Consider the following 17,037-nt stretch of genomic DNA (forward strand, 5'->3'; position numbering starts at 1 on the left):
CTCGCTCACGTACGGCTCTCGACGGCGGCGTCGCCTTCAACCGCGCCTTGAGCCTGTGGATAACTTCTGCAAGCAGCTGCCCTTTTGGGTAACAATGCGGGTATGCAAAACCAGTTTGCCCTTCCCGCTGAACTGCTATCAGGACCATTTACGCTCAATCAGGCCCGGATCCGAGGTGTCCCGCGCGAGCGTCTGCTCCAGGCCGACGTCGAACGCGTCAGCCGCGGCCTCTACCGCCCGGGCGGCTGGGACTTCGATCTTGAGTCGGCCGCCCGTGCGCTATCGGCCGCGACGCCCGGCGCCTGGATTTCCCATGTGACAGCAGCACGCCCTCGCTGTTCCTGCCTGCCTCCTTGGCTCGCCGATTCGACGGAACTGCATCTCAGCAAGCCGCGATCGTTGCCTGGAGCGCGCCGGAAAGGCGTGATCGGTCATACCGTGATCGCGGCCGCGGACGAGGTCGAATCCGTTGATGGCATTCGGATCAGTAGCCGATCGCGTACGTGGTTGGACATGGCGAGATTGCTGCCTTTGAACGACCTCGTCTGCATGGGCGACGAACTGATCCGCGTTCCCCGGGAATCCTTGGAAGGACGAGACACTCCATTCGCGACCCTTGAAGAACTGCGCGCCTTAGTGGAGCGGCATCCAAATCTGCAAGGCGTCGTGCGCGCGCGTCAGGCGCTGGAACTGATGCGCGTTGGGGCGGATTCCTCGCCCGAGTCCTTGCTTCGCTTGGCCATGCTGGACGCTGGAATCCCTGAGCCCGAGCTTCAACTCAAGCTGCGAGATGCAGATCCGTTCTCGCCGTCGGCGGATCTGGGCTTCCGCCACAGGCGAATCGCGATTCAGTACGACGGCGGCCATCACCTCGCGGAGGCCCAGTCGCTGAGCGATCGACGCCGGGACAATGCCTTCGAAGCAGCCGGATGGACTGTTCTCGTGTTCCGCAAGGACGATTTGGCAGATGGGTTCAAGCTCGCAACCAAGAAAATCAAGACAGCACTTCGATCGGCGTGGATAGATCCCGCCGTCGTGTCCGGTTTTGCGCGTGCGGTGTAGTGAGCGCGTCCGCAGGGACACGCCGGCCTATCCGGATCTGTTATCCGCCAGTTCCTCATCCTGGCTGCGGGGAGTGGTGGAACGCACCGCAGGTACCTCCCGGATCCCGCGGAACAACGACAAATATGCGATGCCCACCCCTAATAGCACCAACGCAGCAACGAACACGCCCATTGCCGGATCCGTGGAGAGAAGTTCGGGAATGGATCGGCTAGGCACGCCAACGGCAAAGCCAAAGGCTATGGCAGTGCCGATGTAGCTGCCAATCATGTTTCCCCGGTGCGCTGGAATGTTGCCGCGGATGGCACTGCTGAGCCCTAGCGTCACCGTGATGAGTGTGAACGCGGACAAGCCATGAAGCCACGTGAAATGTCCCTCGCTGACAATCCAGAAGCTACTAAGACACACGTAGTATATGGCCGAAACCCATGCGTAACCCATGGTTCGATGGACGCGATCCCGGCGTGGCCGCAGGATCTGGACCGGGCCTATCGCCAATACAAACAGTGCCGCAACAACATGACTGACCAACAGTACGTTCCAGTGCCCCATAACCATAGGATACGGACCCTTGGCCGTAGCCACGTTATCTGTCGCGTCGAGGACGGATCTTAAAAGACAGACGCTCGCTCAACAATTTGAGCGAGCGTCCGCCAAAAACCCCACATAAGTGAGCGAGCGTCCGGGAAGGCGGGGAAGGCGAGAGGGTAGAGGGACGGTGAGCGGTTAGCGCTCCACGTCTCCGCGGATGAAGGCTTCGACCTTTTCGCGGGCGAGGTCGTCGTTGAACTGCTCCGGCGGGGACTTCATGAAGTAGCTGGAAGCGGAGAGCAGCGGGCCACCGATGCCACGATCCAGGCCGATCTTGGCGGCGCGGATGGCGTCGATGATCACGCCTGCGGAGTTCGGGGAGTCCCAGACCTCAAGCTTGTATTCCAACGACACCGGAGCATCGCCGAAATTACGGCCCTCGAGGCGAACGAAAGCCCACTTGCGGTCATCGAGCCAAGCGACGTAGTCGGACGGACCGATGTGGACGTCGTCGGCGTGTAGCTCGGCCTCGACGTTGGACGTCACGGCCTGGGTCTTGGAGATCTTCTTGGACTCCAGGCGGTCGCGCTCCAGCATGTTCTTGAAGTCCATGTTGCCACCGACGTTCAGCTGGTACGTGCGGTCCAGGGTGACGCCGCGGTCTTCGAAGAGCTTCGCCATGACGCGGTGCGTGATGGTGGCGCCGATCTGGCTCTTGATGTCGTCGCCGACGATCGGCACGCCAGCGGCGGTGAACTTGTCGGCCCATTCCTTGGTGCCTGCGATGAACACGGGCAAGGCGTTGACGAACGCAACACCGGCATCAATGGCGCACTGTGCGTAGAAATGAGCGGCTTCCTCGGAACCAACCGGCAGGTAGCAGACCATGACGTCGGCCTTGGCATCGCGCAGTGCAGCGACGATGTCCACTGCCTCTTCCGGAGCCTCGATGATGGTCTCGCGGTAATACTTGCCCAAGCCATCCAGGGTGTGGCCGCGCTGCACGGTCACGCCGGTCGAAGGGACGTCGGCGATCTTGATGGTGTTGTTCTCGCTCGCGCCAATGGCGTCCGCGAGGTCCAGTCCGACCTTCTTGCTATCGACGTCGAAAGCGGCGACGAACTGGACATCGTTGACATGGTACTTACCGAACTCGACGTGCATCAGACCTGGAATCGTGGCCTGGGGGTCGGCGTCGCGATAGTAGTGGACACCTTGGACCAGCGAAGCGGCGCAGTTACCTACACCGACAATGGCGACACGAATCGGATGTGAAGACACGGTACTCCTTTGAGAACTAACCTCAGGTGCCTGGCGCGTCCGTACCTGAATGTACGATGGCGTCTTAAAGGCACAGCGCCATTCGGCGCTCTTTGCATTGTAACCAACCCGAACGGGGCCGGCGTTGTTCCCGGCCGGCCCCGCACTTGTATTAAGTTTCCGAATCTACTTCTGCGCCCACAGATTGATGTCGGATTCGACGGCGAACTCGTCGATCGCCGTCAGTTCCTCTGACGTGAAGTCGAGGTTGTTGATCGCGGACACGGTGTCCTCCAGCTGCGCGACGCTTGATGCGCCCACCAAGGCCGAGGTCACCGGCGATCCCTTGGGTTGATCGCGCAGGATCCAGGCGATAGCCATCTGGGCGAGGGTCTGGCCGCGTCCTTCGGCAATGGCGTTCAAACCACGCACCCGGCTCAGCTTTTCCTCGGTCAGCGCTGATTCGGAGAGGAACCGTTCCTTGGCGGCGCGCGAATCCGCGGGGATGCCGTTCAGGTACCGGTTGGTGAGCATCCCTTGTGCCAGCGGGGAGAAGGCAATGGATCCTGCACCGACTTGGTCAAGCGTTTCGTAGAGGTTGGGCGAACCATTCTCGGTCCAGCGGTTGAGCATGGAATAGCTGGGCTGGTGGATGAGCAGCGGCGTGCCCATCTCCTTGAGGATGCGGGCGGCCTCGAGGGTCTGTTCCGGGGTGTAGGAAGAGATACCGGCATAGAGCGCTTTGCCGGAACGGACGGCATAGTCCAGCGCGCCCATGGTTTCTTCCAACGGGGTTTCGGGATCGGGACGGTGGCTGTAGAAGATGTCCACGTAGTCCAGGCCCATGCGCTGCAGCGACTGGTCCAGGCTGGAGAGAAGGTACTTGCGGGAGCCCCATTCTCCGTAGGGGCCGGGCCACATGTAGTAGCCGGCCTTGGTAGAGATGACGAGTTCGTCGCGGTACGGCTTGAAGTCGTCCTTCAGGTGGCGGCCGAAATTCGTTTCGGCCGAACCGTCCGGCGGACCATAGTTGTTGGCGAGGTCGAAGTGGTTGACCCCGAGGTCGAAAGCCCGGCGCAGGATGGCGCGCTGCTCATCGAAACGCTTGTCGTCGCCAAAGTTGTGCCACAGTCCCAACGAGATGGCGGGAAGTTTGAGACCGCTGCGTCCGACGCGGCGGTAGGGCATGGTTTCATAGCGGTTTTCCGCAGCCGAATAAGTCATACCCACCATCCTGCCACCCGCTTCGAGGCTCGAAGCGCGGTGTCCGTCATGTGGTCAGGGTCACCTCAGGCGTACGACGGCGGCGCTCTCCCCTGGGATTGTCACCGTGCCGTTCCCGACGGCGGCAGAGGGGTCCGTGGCGAGCAAGAGTTCACCGTCCATGGACCTCGCCAAGGTCTGCGTCCCAAAGTTGAAGGCAACCCTTACGGTGCCACGGCTGAGAACCAACCACCGGTCCTCTTCGCTGAAGTCAACGTGTGTGTCGGTGAATCCGCCGGCGGCAAGCTCCGGCGTCGAGCGCCTAAGGTTCGCCAAAGCTCGGTAAAGTTCCAGCAACCGGGCGTGATCACCTTCGTGCGCTTCCTCCCACTTGAGCTTGGAACGCTTGAACGTCTCCGGATCCTGGGGGTTGGGCACCAATGCGGGGTCCCAACCCATCCGTTCGAATTCCTTGAGCCGGCCCTTTGCTGTGGCCTCTGCCAGCCATTCCTCGGGATGCGACGTGAAAAACTGCCAAGGCGTGGAGGCACCGAATTCTTCGCCCATGAAGAGCATCGGGGTGAACGGCGACGTCATGGTCAGTACGGCGGCAAGCGCCAGCCTGCCGTGCGACAGGCTCGCTGTGAGTCGATCGCCCACGGCACGGTTGCCGATTTGGTCGTGGTTTTGGCTGCACACCACGAGCGCCGCAGGATGAACCAGCCCCGGGCGAATGGGCCGGCCATGATGCCTACCGCGAAAGCTCGAGTAGCTTCCGTCGTGGAAGAAACCGTGTTCAAGGACTTTGGCCAAGGCGGCCAAGGACCCGAAGTCCGCATAGTAGCCAGCGGTCTCACCGGTGAGGTTCACGTGGACGGCATGGTGGAAGTCGTCGCTCCACTGCCCCTCCAGGCCGTAACCGTTGGTGTCCCTGCGGTAGATCAGGCGCGGGTTGTTCAGATCCGATTCGGCGATCAGGGTCTTGGGGACGCCCGTTTCGGCTTCGATGCCATCCGCAAGGGTGGCAAGGTCCTCCAGGATATGGACGGCCCGTTCGTCGCGGAGCGCGTGCACGGCGTCGAGGCGCAGCCCGTCCACGTGGAAATCGCTCAGCCACATGGCGGCATTGTCCAGAATGTATTGACGGACTTCGTCCGAGCCGGGGCCGTCCAGGTTCACCGAATCGCCCCAGGTGTTGCCCTCCCCTGACTTCAGATACGGGCCAAACTTCGGCAGGTAGTTGCCGCTAGGTCCGAGGTGGTTATAGACCACGTCCTGGATCACGCCGAGTCCGGCAGCGTGCGCGGCATCAACAAATCGATGGTAGGCCTCCGGCCCGCCGTAGGCCTCGTGGACGGCGAACCACAGCACGCCGTCGTACCCCCAGTTGTGGGTACCGTTGAAGGCGTTGACGGGCAGAAGTTCTACAAAGTCGACTCCCAAGTCAACGAGGTAATCGAGTTTTTCCACGGCCGCGTCCAGTGTGCCCTCTGGAGTAAAGGTTCCCAAGTGGAGTTCATAGATGACGGCCCCGCCGAGCCCGCGGCCTGGCCATTCAGCGTCGTTCCAAGCGTGAGAAGATGCGTCGAACGTGCGGGACAGGCCATGGACGCCATTCGGTTGTCGCTTCGACCTCGGGTCGGGAAAGGGCCCTTCGCCGTCCACGAGGTAGCCGTAGTCCGTCCCGACCCCGTGCGGGACGTCCGCCGTCCACCAGCCGGCAGCTCCGCCGTCGTGCGGTCGCATTTCATGGTGCTGACCTGCCGCGATCAGAGTGACAGACCCCGCAAACGGCGCCCATACATCGAATCGTTTTCTCGCGCTGGTCATCTCGGCCAAGGTTCCCCCTCGATCGTCTCGTCCGGGCTTCGGTTGCCCGCCGTTGTTGGTGCCGTGGCTAGGTCATGGGTACGAGCAGGGCCACCGGGTATCTCAGCAGAAGCCTTGCGAGTTGGACCTCCCCCGCTGGGTAGCTGTTGCCCGTGAGCTCATCCCTGACCGCGCTCTCCAGACGGATGAAAGTGCCCTGCCAACCGCCGTTGCGTTCAAGCTTCCGCGGGAGCCGGGTGGCCAACGTCATGGCACCACTACCCATGCCGAGGGCTCCGCGGTCAAAGCCGAGCAGGTGTTCGGCTGCGGGCCCCTCGGCGTGGACGGGGCTGTATCCGTTGAAGAGCTCCGGCCGGTCCCGACGCAGGCGCAGTGCCCGCGAGGTCAGCAACAACTTGGCCGACTCGTCGCGCGCTTCGGTCTGGGCTCCGGCGTCGAGAGCTGCGAGCGCAGCCCTTCGCCGTTCGAAGTCGACCGGTCGCCGATTGTCCGGATCGGTGAGTGAACGGTCCCAAAACTCAGTTCCCTGGTAGACGTCCGGTACGCCCGGCATGGTTAGCTGAACAATTTTTGCTGACAGCGAGTTGGACGCTCCATAGGGATCCAAAAGGGCGACGAACCCCTCCAGTGCGGATGTCACCTCCGGTAGGTCGAAGGCGGCGTCGACGGCGGAGGCCAGTTTCGTTTCGAATCCTTCGTTCGGATCCGTCCAACTGGTGGAGTTGCCTGCCTCGCGTGCCGCCTTGAGTACATAACCCTGGAGGCGCTCACGGCTTGCCGGCCAAGCACCTGCAATGCCCTGCCACACGAGGGCTGCGAGCGGCCCGTCGGGAATCGGAGCCAGCTCCTGCATCCGGTCCACGAATGCTTCCCATTCGGGGACTGCCTCCGAGATGACGGAGATCCTCGCCCGGGTGTCTTCGCTTCGCTTGGTGTCGTGCGTGGTCAGTGTGGTCATGGACAGCGGCAGCCGCGCCTGGCGGTGAACCATGCGCTCATGGAATCCATCCGGGAGCAGGGCGAACTCCGTGGGATCCGCTCCGACTTCGGTCAGTGTGCCAAGACGCGTGTAACGGAAGAACGCGGTGTCTTCCACGCCTTTGGCCATGACCATCCCTGAGGTCTGCTGGAAGCGGCGGCCTAGTTCGCTGCCCGCGTCGAGCAGTAGTGGAAGCAGTGCCTCCAGGACCTGCTTCAGCTCCGGCCTGGTCTGGGCGGCCCGCTCAACGGACTCCACCACGACGTCCTTGCCGTACGGAAGATAACTTCGGTAGACAGGAAAAGAGGCAATGGTTTCAGCAAGGGCGTCGGCCACCTCTTGACGCGGAAGTTCCGGAGACTCCGGGACTAGCCGCGCCAGCCGCAGGATTTCCGAGTGCAGGATCCCGTCTGTGATACGCCGCTTGGTGCCATGGATCATCGCTTGGTAATCGGCCGGTGTTTCCGCACCCCGCAGCTTGGCGTCCAAGGCATCTAGCTGCACTTCGGCGTCGGGATCAACGAAAAGGCGGTCGACATCGGTGAGCGCGTCGTAGCCGGTGGTCCCCTCGCAGTCGAAGTTCTCCGGAAGTTCCTCCCCCGGCTCCAGGATCTTCTCGACAAGCACGTACGAACCGCCGGTGGTTTCCTTCAGGCGAGCCAAGTAGCCGGAAGGGTCGGCGAGCCCGTCCGGATGATCGATCCTCAGCCCATCCGCCAGCCCTTCCCGGAACCAGCGGACCACCTCTGCGTGGTCTTCCTCAAAGACCCATGGGATTTCGACGCGGATCCCGGCCAAGGTGTTGACCGCGAAGAATCGGCGGTAATTCAGTTCGGAATCCGCGCGGCGCCAATCGACCAGTTCGTAGTGTTGCCTTGCATGGACGTCGCGGGCGTTGTCACCCGCGACGTAGCTGCCCTCGGCCAGGGGGAAGCGGTGGTCGAAGTAGCGCAATTCGCCGTCGACTACTTCCAGTTTGTCGAGGTCGTCGTCGCTGCCGAGCACGGGGAGCCGCAGCTTGCCTCCCCCGAAGTCCCAATCGACGTCGAACGCTTCAGCGTAGCGGGAGGACCTGCCGTCCTTGAGGAGTGACCACCACCAGGCATTTTGCGGAGGCGACGCAACGCCCATGTGGTTGGGGACGATGTCCACCAGGACACCGAGGCCGGCTTCCCGGGCGGCCTTGGAAAGCGCGGCGAACCCTTCGGCACCGCCACGCGACGCGTCAACACTGGAGGGATCAGTGACGTCGTAACCGTGGTCCGAGCCCTCCTCCGCAGTCAAAATCGGAGACAAGTACACCCAGTCAGCCCCGAGGTCGCGCAGATAGCCCGTGAGGGCTGCCGCATCATGGAGCGTGAACGAGGGCCGGATCTGGAGCCGGTACGTGGAGGCAGGTGTCCTCATGATCCCCCGTTCTTGGGGGCCCGCGGCTTTCTGGGTTTCTTCGGCGGTGCAGCAGGCTTGGTTTCGGCGGCAGGGATCGCCCCCTGGTCAGTTTTGGCCTCCGCGTCAGACTTCGGTTCCGGCACGGACCGGAGCGGCGCCGACGCGGCTGGTGTCAGTGTGGCCGGCGCGGTCAGAGATGCCGCTTCGGGGGTGGTTGCCTGCGACAACGCGGCTAGCGACGCAGCCACGGAGTGGTCCGGTTCGGTGTCGGGGATGCTGTGGGCCCGCAAGACGACGAGTGACTTGGCCGCCACTGTGAGGACCGATTCCGCAGGCATGAGTTCGGTGTCGGCTCCGCCGCCAGCGGTGTCGATGATGATGTCCCAGGCAGGAGCGTATTCGTCAGAGGGTACTTTGAAGCCCACTTCGTCGTCGTGGGCGTTGAAATAGAGCAGGAAGTTGACATCCGTGATGCGCCGGCCCTGACTATCCCGGCCGCGGATGCCGTCCCCGTTCAGGAACACGCCCACCGAACGTCCGAAGCCGCTGTCCCAGTCCGACGGGGTCATGGTGGTTCCGTCGACGTCGAGCCAAACAATGTCCGGGAGCCGCTCGCCTTCGCCTCGAAGCACAGGCCGCCCATCGAAGAAACGGCTCCGCCTGAACGTGGGGTGTTTGGCGCGCAGTGCACTGACGGCTGCCGTGAACTCCACAAGGGGTTGGTCCACGCTGTCCCAGTTGATCCAGGTCAGCTCTGAGTCCTGGCAGTAGCCGTTGTTGTTGCCCCGCTGCGTCCTGCCAAGCTCGTCGCCGTGCAACAGCATGGGGACACCTTGGGAAAGGAGCATGGAGGCGATGAAGTTTCGCTGCTGGCGGGCACGCAGACCGAGGACGACGGGATCCTCGGTGGGGCCTTCGACACCGCAATTCCAGGATCGGTTGTGGGATTCGCCGTCGTTGTTGCCTTCGCCGTTGGCCTCGTTGTGCTTCTCGTTGTAGGAGACCAGGTCCGCCAGGGTGAAGCCGTCGTGGGCCGTGACGAAGTTGATGGAAGCCACCGGGCGGCGGCCGGAGTGCTCGTAGAGGTCCGCCGATCCGGTCAACCGGGAGGCAAACTCGCCGAGAGTGGAGGGCTCGCCCCGCCAGAAATCACGGACGGTATCGCGGTATTTACCGTTCCATTCCGTCCATTGCGGCGGAAAGTTGCCCACTTGGTAACCGCCTGGGCCCACGTCCCAAGGCTCGGCGATCAGCTTGACCTGCGAAACGACGGGATCCTGCTGAATGAGTTCGAAGAATGTCGAAAGCTTGTCCACGTCGTAGAACTCGCGCGCCAATGTTGAAGCGAGATCGAACCGGAAACCGTCAACGTGCATTTCGGTAACCCAGTAGCGCAGGGAATCCATGAGGAGCTGAAGGGAGTGGGGGCTGCGTACGTTCAGCGAGTTACCGGTGCCCGTGTAATCCATGTAGTGCTTAAGGTCGCCCTCCACCAGGCGGTAATAAGCGGAGTTGTCGATCCCCTTGAAGGACAGGGTGGGACCGAGGTGGTTGCCCTCTGCTGTGTGGTTGTACACGACGTCGAGAATGACCTCGATGCCTGCCGTGTGCAACGCCCTGACCATCGCTTTGAAGTCCTGGACTTGCTGGCCGGTATCGCCCTTCGAGCTGTAACTGTTGTGGGGCGCGAAGAACCCAATGGTGTTGTAGCCCCAGTAGTTGTTCAAGCCCCTGTCCTGCAGGATGCCGTCATTCGTGAACTGGTGGACGGGCATGAGCTCGATGGCCGTGACGCCGAGTTTTTGCAGGTGGGAAATCACTGCCGGGTGCGCCACGCCGGCATAAGTGCCGCGTTGTTCCTTCGGAACCTCCGGGTGGAGCTGCGTCAGCCCCTTGACGTGCGCTTCGTAAATCACCGAGCGGTGGTACGGGATGCGAAGCTGCTGGTCACCAGCCCAGTCGAAGAAGGGATTGATGACGACGCCCATCATCATATGTGGCGCGGAGTCCTTGTCGTTTCGGGAGTCTGGATCTCCCATGTTGTAGGAGAAAAGCGCCGGGTCCCAGTCGATCTGCCGGTGGACGGCCTTGGCGTAAGGGTCCAGGAGGAGCTTGTTGGGGTTGAAGCGCTGGCCCGCGGCAGGGTCATACGGACCGTGCACACGGTATCCGTACTTCTGCCCCGGCTGAACGTGCGGAAGGTAGCAATGCCATACGTAACCGTCCACCTCGTTGACGGTGTAGCTGATCTCGTTTCCGTCGTCGTCAAAGAGACACAATTCCACCTTTTCCGCCTTCTCGCTGAAGAGCGCGAAGTTGGTTCCCGTGCCATCGAACGTGGCCCCCAACGGGTATGCGGTTCCTGGCCAAATGTCCATGTGTTCTCCTTCACGTGCCGGATAACTTGTTGCCAAGCCTAGCTATGTTGGGTGACATTCAACGAACATCCGGAATTATCCGGCGCGACATTCCTGGAGGATTCGGAAGACACCAGGGACCGCGCGAGCGATATCGGAAGCAGTCAGGGGTCCTCCAGCAGAGGCGGCGCTTCCTGCCATGCCGTGGATGCTCGCAGCCGCGGCCGCTACCGCCGCCCATCTCTCCTCCGTGGCGATTCCCAAGGCCGCGAAGGGGCCGTCGTCATCCAACGCGGACTCCGCGAAGGCTGCAGCCAGGGCTCCAAGGATCCCTCCGAGAACGTCCCCGCTTCCCGCCGTCGACATCCATGGGCATCCCTCGGCCTGGCTGAAGACCGCTCCCGATGGGGACGCAATCAACGTTGTGGCACCTTTGAGGAGGACAACTGCTCCCGTGTGTTCGGCAGCGAGACGGACGAAGTGCAGTGTCCGCGACTCCACGTCCTCACGGGTGACGCGCACTTCGCTACGGCCAAGAAGGGCGGCCAGCTCCCCGGCGTGCGGGGTCAGGATCCAATTGGGCGGGCAGCGTTCCGGCAGGAGCTCCAGAGCTCCGGCGTCGACGACGGCGGGCTGGCCGGCGCCGAACGCTGCGGCCAGTACGTCACGGGCTCGCTTGGACTGTTCAGCTCCGTCCAGGCCGGGACCGAGCAGCCATGCTTGGACTCGGCCTGGCTCGCCCGGCTCCCAAATAGCCTCGGGAGTCCGATCCAGGACCTGCCGTGCCACAACTTCCGGGCCGAGGTACCGCACCATTCCAGCGCCGGCCCCCGACGCGGCCTCGACACAGAGGACTCCAGCACCCGTGTAGTGTTCTGAACCAGCAACGACCCCCAGGACTCCCCTGGTGTACTTTTGCGCCCGACGCCCGGGGTCTGGCAGGACAACAGCCAGGTCACGGACAGACAGGCGGCGAAGGAGGGGCGACGGAAGACGGTCCTCAATGCCGATGGGTACCAGGAGTACGCGGCCGGCACAGCCCTCGCCGGGATCGGCCATCAGCCCAGCCTTGATTCCTCCGAATGCCACCGTCAGCCGCGCCGTCAGCACGGGCCAGTGGACCTCGCCCGTGTCTGCGTCCACGCCGCTGGGAGTATCGCAGGCCACGACCAAATTCGGCCGCAATTCCTGCAGGGCAGCAATCAATTCCGCGGCCGGACCGCTGAGGCCTCCCCGGGCGCCCGTGCCCAGGATGGCGTCTATGATCACATCGTCGCTGGCACTTAGCACGGCTAGTTCTTCGGCATTGTTCTCGTCGAGGACGTGGATGCGTCCACCGGCCGCCCTGAAGGCCGCCGTGGCGTCCAGGTGGGCGGAACCGGCGGCGAGCACCGCCGTCGTGCGCATGCCGCGACGGGCGAGCATTGCTGCGGCGAAGAGACCGTCCCCGCCGTTGTTCCCCTTGCCAGCCAGTACCGTGACGCTGGAGCCGTAGACGCGGCGGCCCTCCGAACGGAACTCGCGGACGACGGCGTTCGCCAAGCCATGGGCCGCGCGCTGCATGAGAACAGCGCCCTCACCGGCGTCAAGAAGCGGTTGTTCCGCTGCCCTGATCTGTGTTCCGGTGAAGGCGCTGATCATGTTTGCTTGGGTTGTTAGGCTTCAGCGATGACCATGGCAGTGGCGATTCCGCCATCATGGCTCATGGATACATGCCAGCGTTTCACGCCTTTGGAATCGGCGACTGCCAGCACGGTGCCTATGACCTTGATAGTGGGGCCGTTCTGGTCCAGGCCGATCCAGCAGTCTTGCCAGTTCATGCCCGCCGGAGCTCCCAATACCTTGGCCACAGCCTCCTTCGCCGCGAAGCGCGCAGCCAAGGAGCGCGTGTTGAGCTCGCGTTCCGCGGGAACGAACAAACGGTCCCGGAGCCCGGGAGTCCGCTCAAGCTGGCGCCCAAAGCGCTCAATGTCTACGACGTCTACGCCTATGCCAACAATCATGCGGCTATTCTACGGTCACGCTCTTGGCAAGGTTGCGCGGTTGGTCCACGTCGTACCCTTTGGCCTTGGCTAGTTCTGCCGCGAAAATCTGCAGCGGGACAGTAGTCAGGAGCGGCATCAGGAGAGGGGGCGTCTGGGGGACATAGAAGACGTGCTCAGCGTAGGCCCGCACTGCTTCGTCCCCTTCCTCGGCGATGACCAGGGTACGCGCACCGCGGGCACGGATTTCCTGGATGTTGCTGACTACCTTCGCATGGAGGGAGTCGCGGCCGCGCGGCGATGGGACAACCACGAAGACGGGCTGTCCTTCGTCGATGAGGGCGATCGGGCCATGCTTGAGCTCACCGGCGGCAAAGCCTTCGGCGTGGATGTACGCGATTTCCTTAAGCTTCAACGCGCCCTCGAGTGCCACCGGGAAGCCCACGTGGCGGCCCAGGAACAGTACCGACTTCTCGTCCTTCATGCTGCGGGCGAGTTCACGGAGAGGGCCCGCATTGTCGAGGATCTTCTGGATGTGGGCGGGTATTTTGCCAAGGTCCGCCAAGACGTCCTTGATCTGGCCAGAGAAGATGTTTCCGCGCAGCTGGGCAAGGTAGAGGCCCAGCAGGTAGGCGGCCGTGATCTGGGCGAGGAAAGCCTTGGTCGAGGCGACGGCGATCTCCGGCCCGGCGTGCGTATAAAGCACCGCATCCGATTCGCGCGGGATCGTGGAGCCATTGGTGTTGCAAATGGAGATCGTCTTGGCGCCCTGCTCGCGGGCGTACCGGACGGCCATCAGCGTGTCCATGGTTTCACCGGACTGACTGATGGACACCACCAAGGTGTTGGCGTCAACGATCGGGTCGCGGTAACGGAACTCATGTGCGAGTTCCACCTCGGTGGGGATACGGCACCAGTTCTCAATGGCGTACTTGGCCACCATCCCGGCGTAGGCGGCCGTACCACAAGCCAGGACGATGATCTTGTTGACCTGCTTCAGCAACTCGGGATCGATCCGGAGTTCGTTCAAGGTCAGCTGGCCGTTGATGTCCGAGCGGCCGAGGAGGGTCTGGGTGACGGCGTCGGGCTGGTCGTGGATTTCCTTCTCCATGAAGGAGCTGAAGCCGCCCTTTTCCGCAGAGGCAGGATCCCAGTCGACGTGGTATTCCTTGCCCTGGGCTGGAGCGCCGAAAAAGTCGGTGATCTCGACGGAGTGCGCAGTAATAGTGACGATCTGGTCCTGGCCAAGCTCGACGGCCCGGCGAGTGTGGTCGATGAAGCCGGAAACGTCCGAGCCCAGGAAGTTTTCGCCCTCGCCAAGCCCGACGACAAGGGGAGAATTGCGGCGGGCGGCCACCACGACGTCGGGCTGCTCGGCGTGAACGGCGAGGAGCGTGAACGCGCCTTCGAGCCGCTGGCAGGCAAGCTGCATCGCCTTGGTGAGTTTGCCGTTGGACGTGTCCCCGTTGAGCTGGTTGCGGAAAATGTCGCCCAGAAGGGCTGCCGCAACCTCGGTATCCGTCTCCGAAGCGAAAGTGACACCCTTGGCAACGAGTTCCTGTTTGAGCTCGGCGAAGTTTTCGATAATTCCGTTGTGGATCATCGCAAGGCGTCCGCCGTCGGCCAGATGCGGATGCGCGTTCTGGTCTGTGGGTCCACCGTGAGTGGCCCAGCGGGTGTGGCCGATGCCCGTCAGGGAGCTAGGGAGCGGATTGCTTTCGAGTTCGCCCAGCAGGTTGCTAAGTTTTCCCGACTTCTTCCTCAAGGCGATAGTTCCATCGGCGACCACGGCGACACCGGCCGAATCATAGCCTCGATACTCAAGCCGACGGAGTCCCTCAAGAACAACGTCAAGGGCCGTGTGCCCGGCATCTGCCCGGCGGGATGAATTGCCAACGTAACCTACGATTCCACACATGCCTACAAGAGTAGCGGGTGCCCCACGAAATGGACGTAGGATATCCGGCCGTGCAAGCAGGCCAACCGCCGGATATTGCCGGATCGCGCGGCTTTCCAAGAGAGCATGCTCACACAAAAATCTCCCCGCCGTTCATGCTGTATTTCCGGATCAGCCAAGTGGGGGGCAGAATCTCTAAGGTGACTTTGCAACGCAATGAAGCGAACGGCGACGGCTCCTCTCCGTTCGTGGAGCTGGACAGGCAGACGTGGTCCCGGCTGGCTGCACAGATGGAGCAACCGCTTAACGAAGAGGACATCGTCCGGCTTCGCGGCCTCGGCGATCCCCTGGACATGAAGGAAATCCGCGAGGTCTATCTCCCGCTCTCCCGCCTGTTGCACCTCTACGTCCAAGCATCCCAGCAGCTCCATGCGGCCACAACGACGTTCCTTGGCGAGCAAACGCAGCGCACGCCTTTCGTGATCGGCGTGGCAGGTTCGGTGGCGGTCGGCAAGTCCACCATCGCCCGGGTGCTGCGCGAAATGCTCCGCCGTTGGCCGGGCACGCCGAACGTCGAGCTCATCACCACCGACGGATTCTTGTACCCGCTCGCCGAATTGAAGCGTCGGCATTTGCTTGAGCGCAAGGGCTTTCCAGAGTCCTACGACCGCCGGGCACTGCTTCGCTTCGTGAGTGCGATCAAGGGTGGCGCCGAAGAGGTCCGCGCCCCTTGGTATTCCCACGTCACCTACGACATCGTCCCGGACAAGGAAGTGGTGGTCCGGCGGCCGGACGTCCTCATCGTCGAGGGCCTCAACGTGTTGGCCCCGGCCCGTCCCCGGCAGGACGGCCGGCAGGGCTTGGCGTTGAGCGATTTCTTTGATTTCTCGATTTATGTTGACGCCAAGACTGCGTACATCGAAGACTGGTACGTGGACCGCTTCCGGAAGCTTCGAAGCACGGCCTTCGCCCAGCCCGAATCCTATTTCCATCGTTACGCGACACTCTCCGATGCCGAGGCGGAAGCCACTGCCCGCGGCATTTGGAAACGCATCAACGAGCCCAACCTTGAGGAAAACGTGCTCCCTACCCGCGGCCGGGCGCAGCTTGTCCTCACCAAGGACGCAGACCATTCCATCCGCCGCATGCTGCTCCGAAAGGTCTAGTACGGATGTGCCACAACTGCGGCCCGAGCAGAAGGTCCTTCACAACCATGCTGGCGGCAGGCGTAAGTATCGCGGCGTTGGCCGCCTGTACCCCGGAGACCCCGGTCGCTTCACCCGCTGCGGCCCCGTCCCCCTCAGGTCCTCAAACGGCAACGTCGACGCCGGCAGTGGCGACCACGACGGCGGTCCCTGCCCCTGCGGCGAGCGCGGCACCGCCGTCGAGCACGCCGCCGTCGGGGGCTTTGTCCCAAAAGTATTCCCTGAGCGACCCCGCGAGCCAGTGGGTCATCGTCAATAAGCACCGGCCGCTGACTCCCTTGCAGTTCGCCCCCGCTGACCTCGTACAGCCCCGCGTCGAACTTGCGGTAAGTGGAGAGGCGTCGTTGCTCAACAGCACAACTGCCGCAGCCGCAGAAAAGCTCTTTGCCGGGGCCGCCTCGGCTGGGGTGAACATGACCTTGGCCTCCGGCTACCGCTCCTTCCAAACCCAAACGGCGACGTACAACGGTTATGTGACCTCGCGCGGCCAGGCTTCAGCAGACACAGCCTCCGCCCGCCCCGGGTTCTCGGAACACCAGACGGGTTGGGCATTCGATATCGGCGACGGCGGCGGGGCGTGCAGCTTCCAGCCTTGCTTCGCTGAGCAGCCGGCAGCCGTTTGGGCCAAGGCCAACGCATTCAAGTATGGATTTGTTGTCAGGTACCCGTGGATGCTCCATGAAATCACTGGCTATTACTACGAGCCCTGGCATTTACGCTTTGTCGGGGTTGAGGCCGCGACGGATATGGCCAATCGTGGCATCGGCACCCTCGAGGAATATTTTGGCCTCGAAGCCGCACCAGGCTACCTCTAGCAGTTGACTAACCCGAAGATTTCCCGACACTCCGGAAAGAATTGACCAGTAGCTCGCCCCGAATTAACACGCATGCACTAGCTTGGTGCCATGTTGAGTGGATTTAGGAATTTCATTCTGAAGGGCAACGTCGTAGACCTTGCCGTAGCCGTCGTCATGGGTGCCGCCTTCGGTGCAGTTGTTGATGCACTCGTCAAGAACGTCCTCATGCCGCTGATCGCTGCCTTGGTTGGGTCACCCAACTTCGACAGTTTCGCGAAGGTGACCATCAACGGAAACGACCTGCAGTTCGGCGTCTTGCTGACAGCGATCGTCAATTTCCTCTTGGTAGCAGCCGCCATCTATTTCGTTGTGGTAGCTCCGATGAACCACCTCATTGAGCGCCGCAATGCCAAGTTGGGCATCACGGAAGACGAACCCGCTGCTGACCCCGCAGTCACGCTCCTCACCGAGATCCGCGACAACCTGGTCCAAAGGTAACTGAGCGGCTGTGGCCCGTCTCCTGGGGGAGACGGGCCACCGCTTTT

General features: G+C 62.5%; 13 protein-coding genes. 4 read left to right on the forward strand and 9 right to left on the reverse strand.

Annotation, left to right across the window (positions count from 1 at the left end; all coding sequences use genetic code 11):
- Positions 1 to 102 precede the first annotated feature (102 nt).
- Positions 103 to 1,062 (forward strand): DUF559 domain-containing protein, encoded by a 960-nt coding sequence (locus HNP00_RS15200; protein ID WP_184740540.1) that lies wholly within the window; start codon positions 103 to 105, stop codon positions 1,060 to 1,062.
- 27 nt (positions 1,063 to 1,089) lie between these two features.
- Here the strand turns inward: HNP00_RS15200 and HNP00_RS15205 are convergent, their stop codons facing one another.
- The 9 genes from HNP00_RS15205 to glmS all read right to left on the reverse strand — a co-directional run bounded on the left by HNP00_RS15205 (position 1,090) and on the right by glmS (position 14,511).
- A complete protein-coding gene (locus HNP00_RS15205; protein WP_184740542.1) occupies positions 1,090 to 1,614 on the reverse strand; it encodes a DUF2306 domain-containing protein in 525 nt (174 codons plus the stop codon).
- 174 nt (positions 1,615 to 1,788) lie between these two features.
- The gene (locus tag HNP00_RS15210) at positions 1,789 to 2,874 is read right to left on the reverse strand and encodes an inositol-3-phosphate synthase (RefSeq protein WP_184740544.1); all 1,086 of its coding nucleotides are present in this window, start codon (positions 2,872 to 2,874) and stop codon (positions 1,789 to 1,791) included.
- A 165-nt stretch (positions 2,875 to 3,039) separates the two neighbouring features.
- Positions 3,040 to 4,077, reverse strand: coding sequence for an L-glyceraldehyde 3-phosphate reductase (gene mgrA / locus HNP00_RS15215; protein WP_184740545.1), 1,038 nt, complete (start codon positions 4,075 to 4,077; stop codon positions 3,040 to 3,042).
- A 60-nt stretch (positions 4,078 to 4,137) separates the two neighbouring features.
- Positions 4,138 to 5,886, reverse strand: a complete 1,749-nt coding sequence (treZ, locus tag HNP00_RS15220) for a malto-oligosyltrehalose trehalohydrolase (RefSeq protein ID WP_184740547.1) — start codon at positions 5,884 to 5,886, stop codon at positions 4,138 to 4,140.
- A gap of 67 nt (positions 5,887 to 5,953) precedes the next feature.
- Positions 5,954 to 8,272, reverse strand: a complete 2,319-nt coding sequence (gene treY, locus HNP00_RS15225; protein ID WP_184740550.1) for a malto-oligosyltrehalose synthase — start codon at positions 8,270 to 8,272, stop codon at positions 5,954 to 5,956.
- Positions 8,269 to 10,632, reverse strand: a complete 2,364-nt coding sequence (gene glgX / locus HNP00_RS15230; RefSeq protein ID WP_184740552.1) for a glycogen debranching protein GlgX — start codon at positions 10,630 to 10,632, stop codon at positions 8,269 to 8,271. Before glgX ends, treY begins: the two co-directional genes overlap by 4 nt.
- Positions 10,633 to 10,707: 75 nt before the next feature.
- Positions 10,708 to 12,252: an NAD(P)H-hydrate epimerase gene (locus HNP00_RS15235; RefSeq protein WP_184740554.1), complete on the reverse strand. Its 1,545-nt coding sequence runs from the start codon at positions 12,250 to 12,252 to the stop codon at positions 10,708 to 10,710.
- A 14-nt stretch (positions 12,253 to 12,266) separates the two neighbouring features.
- On the reverse strand, positions 12,267 to 12,614 hold the full coding sequence (locus HNP00_RS15240; protein WP_184740556.1) for a holo-ACP synthase: 348 nt from the start codon (positions 12,612 to 12,614) through the stop codon (positions 12,267 to 12,269).
- Positions 12,615 to 12,618: 4 nt separating this feature from the next.
- Positions 12,619 to 14,511 (reverse strand): glutamine--fructose-6-phosphate transaminase (isomerizing), encoded by a 1,893-nt coding sequence (glmS, locus tag HNP00_RS15245; RefSeq protein ID WP_184740558.1) that lies wholly within the window; start codon positions 14,509 to 14,511, stop codon positions 12,619 to 12,621.
- Positions 14,512 to 14,645: 134 nt separating this feature from the next.
- Here glmS and coaA point away from each other — a divergent pair, with 134 nt between their 5' ends.
- The 3 genes from coaA to mscL all read left to right on the forward strand — a co-directional run bounded on the left by coaA (position 14,646) and on the right by mscL (position 16,990).
- Positions 14,646 to 15,656 (forward strand): type I pantothenate kinase, encoded by a 1,011-nt coding sequence (gene coaA / locus HNP00_RS15250; RefSeq protein WP_184740559.1) that lies wholly within the window; start codon positions 14,646 to 14,648, stop codon positions 15,654 to 15,656.
- 5 nt (positions 15,657 to 15,661) lie between these two features.
- A complete protein-coding gene (locus HNP00_RS15255; RefSeq protein ID WP_184740562.1) occupies positions 15,662 to 16,510 on the forward strand; it encodes a D-alanyl-D-alanine carboxypeptidase family protein in 849 nt (282 codons plus the stop codon).
- A 90-nt stretch (positions 16,511 to 16,600) separates the two neighbouring features.
- The gene (mscL, locus tag HNP00_RS15260) at positions 16,601 to 16,990 is read left to right on the forward strand and encodes a large conductance mechanosensitive channel protein MscL (RefSeq protein ID WP_184740564.1); all 390 of its coding nucleotides are present in this window, start codon (positions 16,601 to 16,603) and stop codon (positions 16,988 to 16,990) included.
- Positions 16,991 to 17,037 lie beyond the last annotated feature (47 nt).

Source organism: Arthrobacter sp. AZCC_0090, assembly GCF_014207375.1.
In the GTDB taxonomy this organism is placed as follows: Bacteria; Actinomycetota; Actinomycetes; order Actinomycetales; family Micrococcaceae; genus Arthrobacter.

Coding starts and splice junctions, on each gene's coding strand:
- HNP00_RS15200 (WP_184740540.1), top strand. CDS start 103: ATGCAAAACCAGTTTGCCCTTCCCGCTGAACTGCTATCAGGACCATTT.
- HNP00_RS15205 (WP_184740542.1), bottom strand. CDS start 1,614: ATGGGGCACTGGAACGTACTGTTGGTCAGTCATGTTGTTGCGGCACTG.
- mgrA (WP_184740545.1), bottom strand. CDS start 4,077: ATGACTTATTCGGCTGCGGAAAACCGCTATGAAACCATGCCCTACCGC.
- treZ (WP_184740547.1), bottom strand. CDS start 5,886: ATGACCAGCGCGAGAAAACGATTCGATGTATGGGCGCCGTTTGCGGGG.
- treY (WP_184740550.1), bottom strand. CDS start 8,272: ATGAGGACACCTGCCTCCACGTACCGGCTCCAGATCCGGCCCTCGTTC.
- glgX (WP_184740552.1), bottom strand. CDS start 10,632: ATGGACATTTGGCCAGGAACCGCATACCCGTTGGGGGCCACGTTCGAT.
- HNP00_RS15235 (WP_184740554.1), bottom strand. CDS start 12,252: ATGATCAGCGCCTTCACCGGAACACAGATCAGGGCAGCGGAACAACCG.
- HNP00_RS15240 (WP_184740556.1), bottom strand. CDS start 12,614: ATGATTGTTGGCATAGGCGTAGACGTCGTAGACATTGAGCGCTTTGGG.
- glmS (WP_184740558.1), bottom strand. CDS start 14,511: ATGTGTGGAATCGTAGGTTACGTTGGCAATTCATCCCGCCGGGCAGAT.
- coaA (WP_184740559.1), top strand. CDS start 14,646: ATGCTGTATTTCCGGATCAGCCAAGTGGGGGGCAGAATCTCTAAGGTG.
- HNP00_RS15255 (WP_184740562.1), top strand. CDS start 15,662: ATGTGCCACAACTGCGGCCCGAGCAGAAGGTCCTTCACAACCATGCTG.
- mscL (WP_184740564.1), top strand. CDS start 16,601: ATGTTGAGTGGATTTAGGAATTTCATTCTGAAGGGCAACGTCGTAGAC.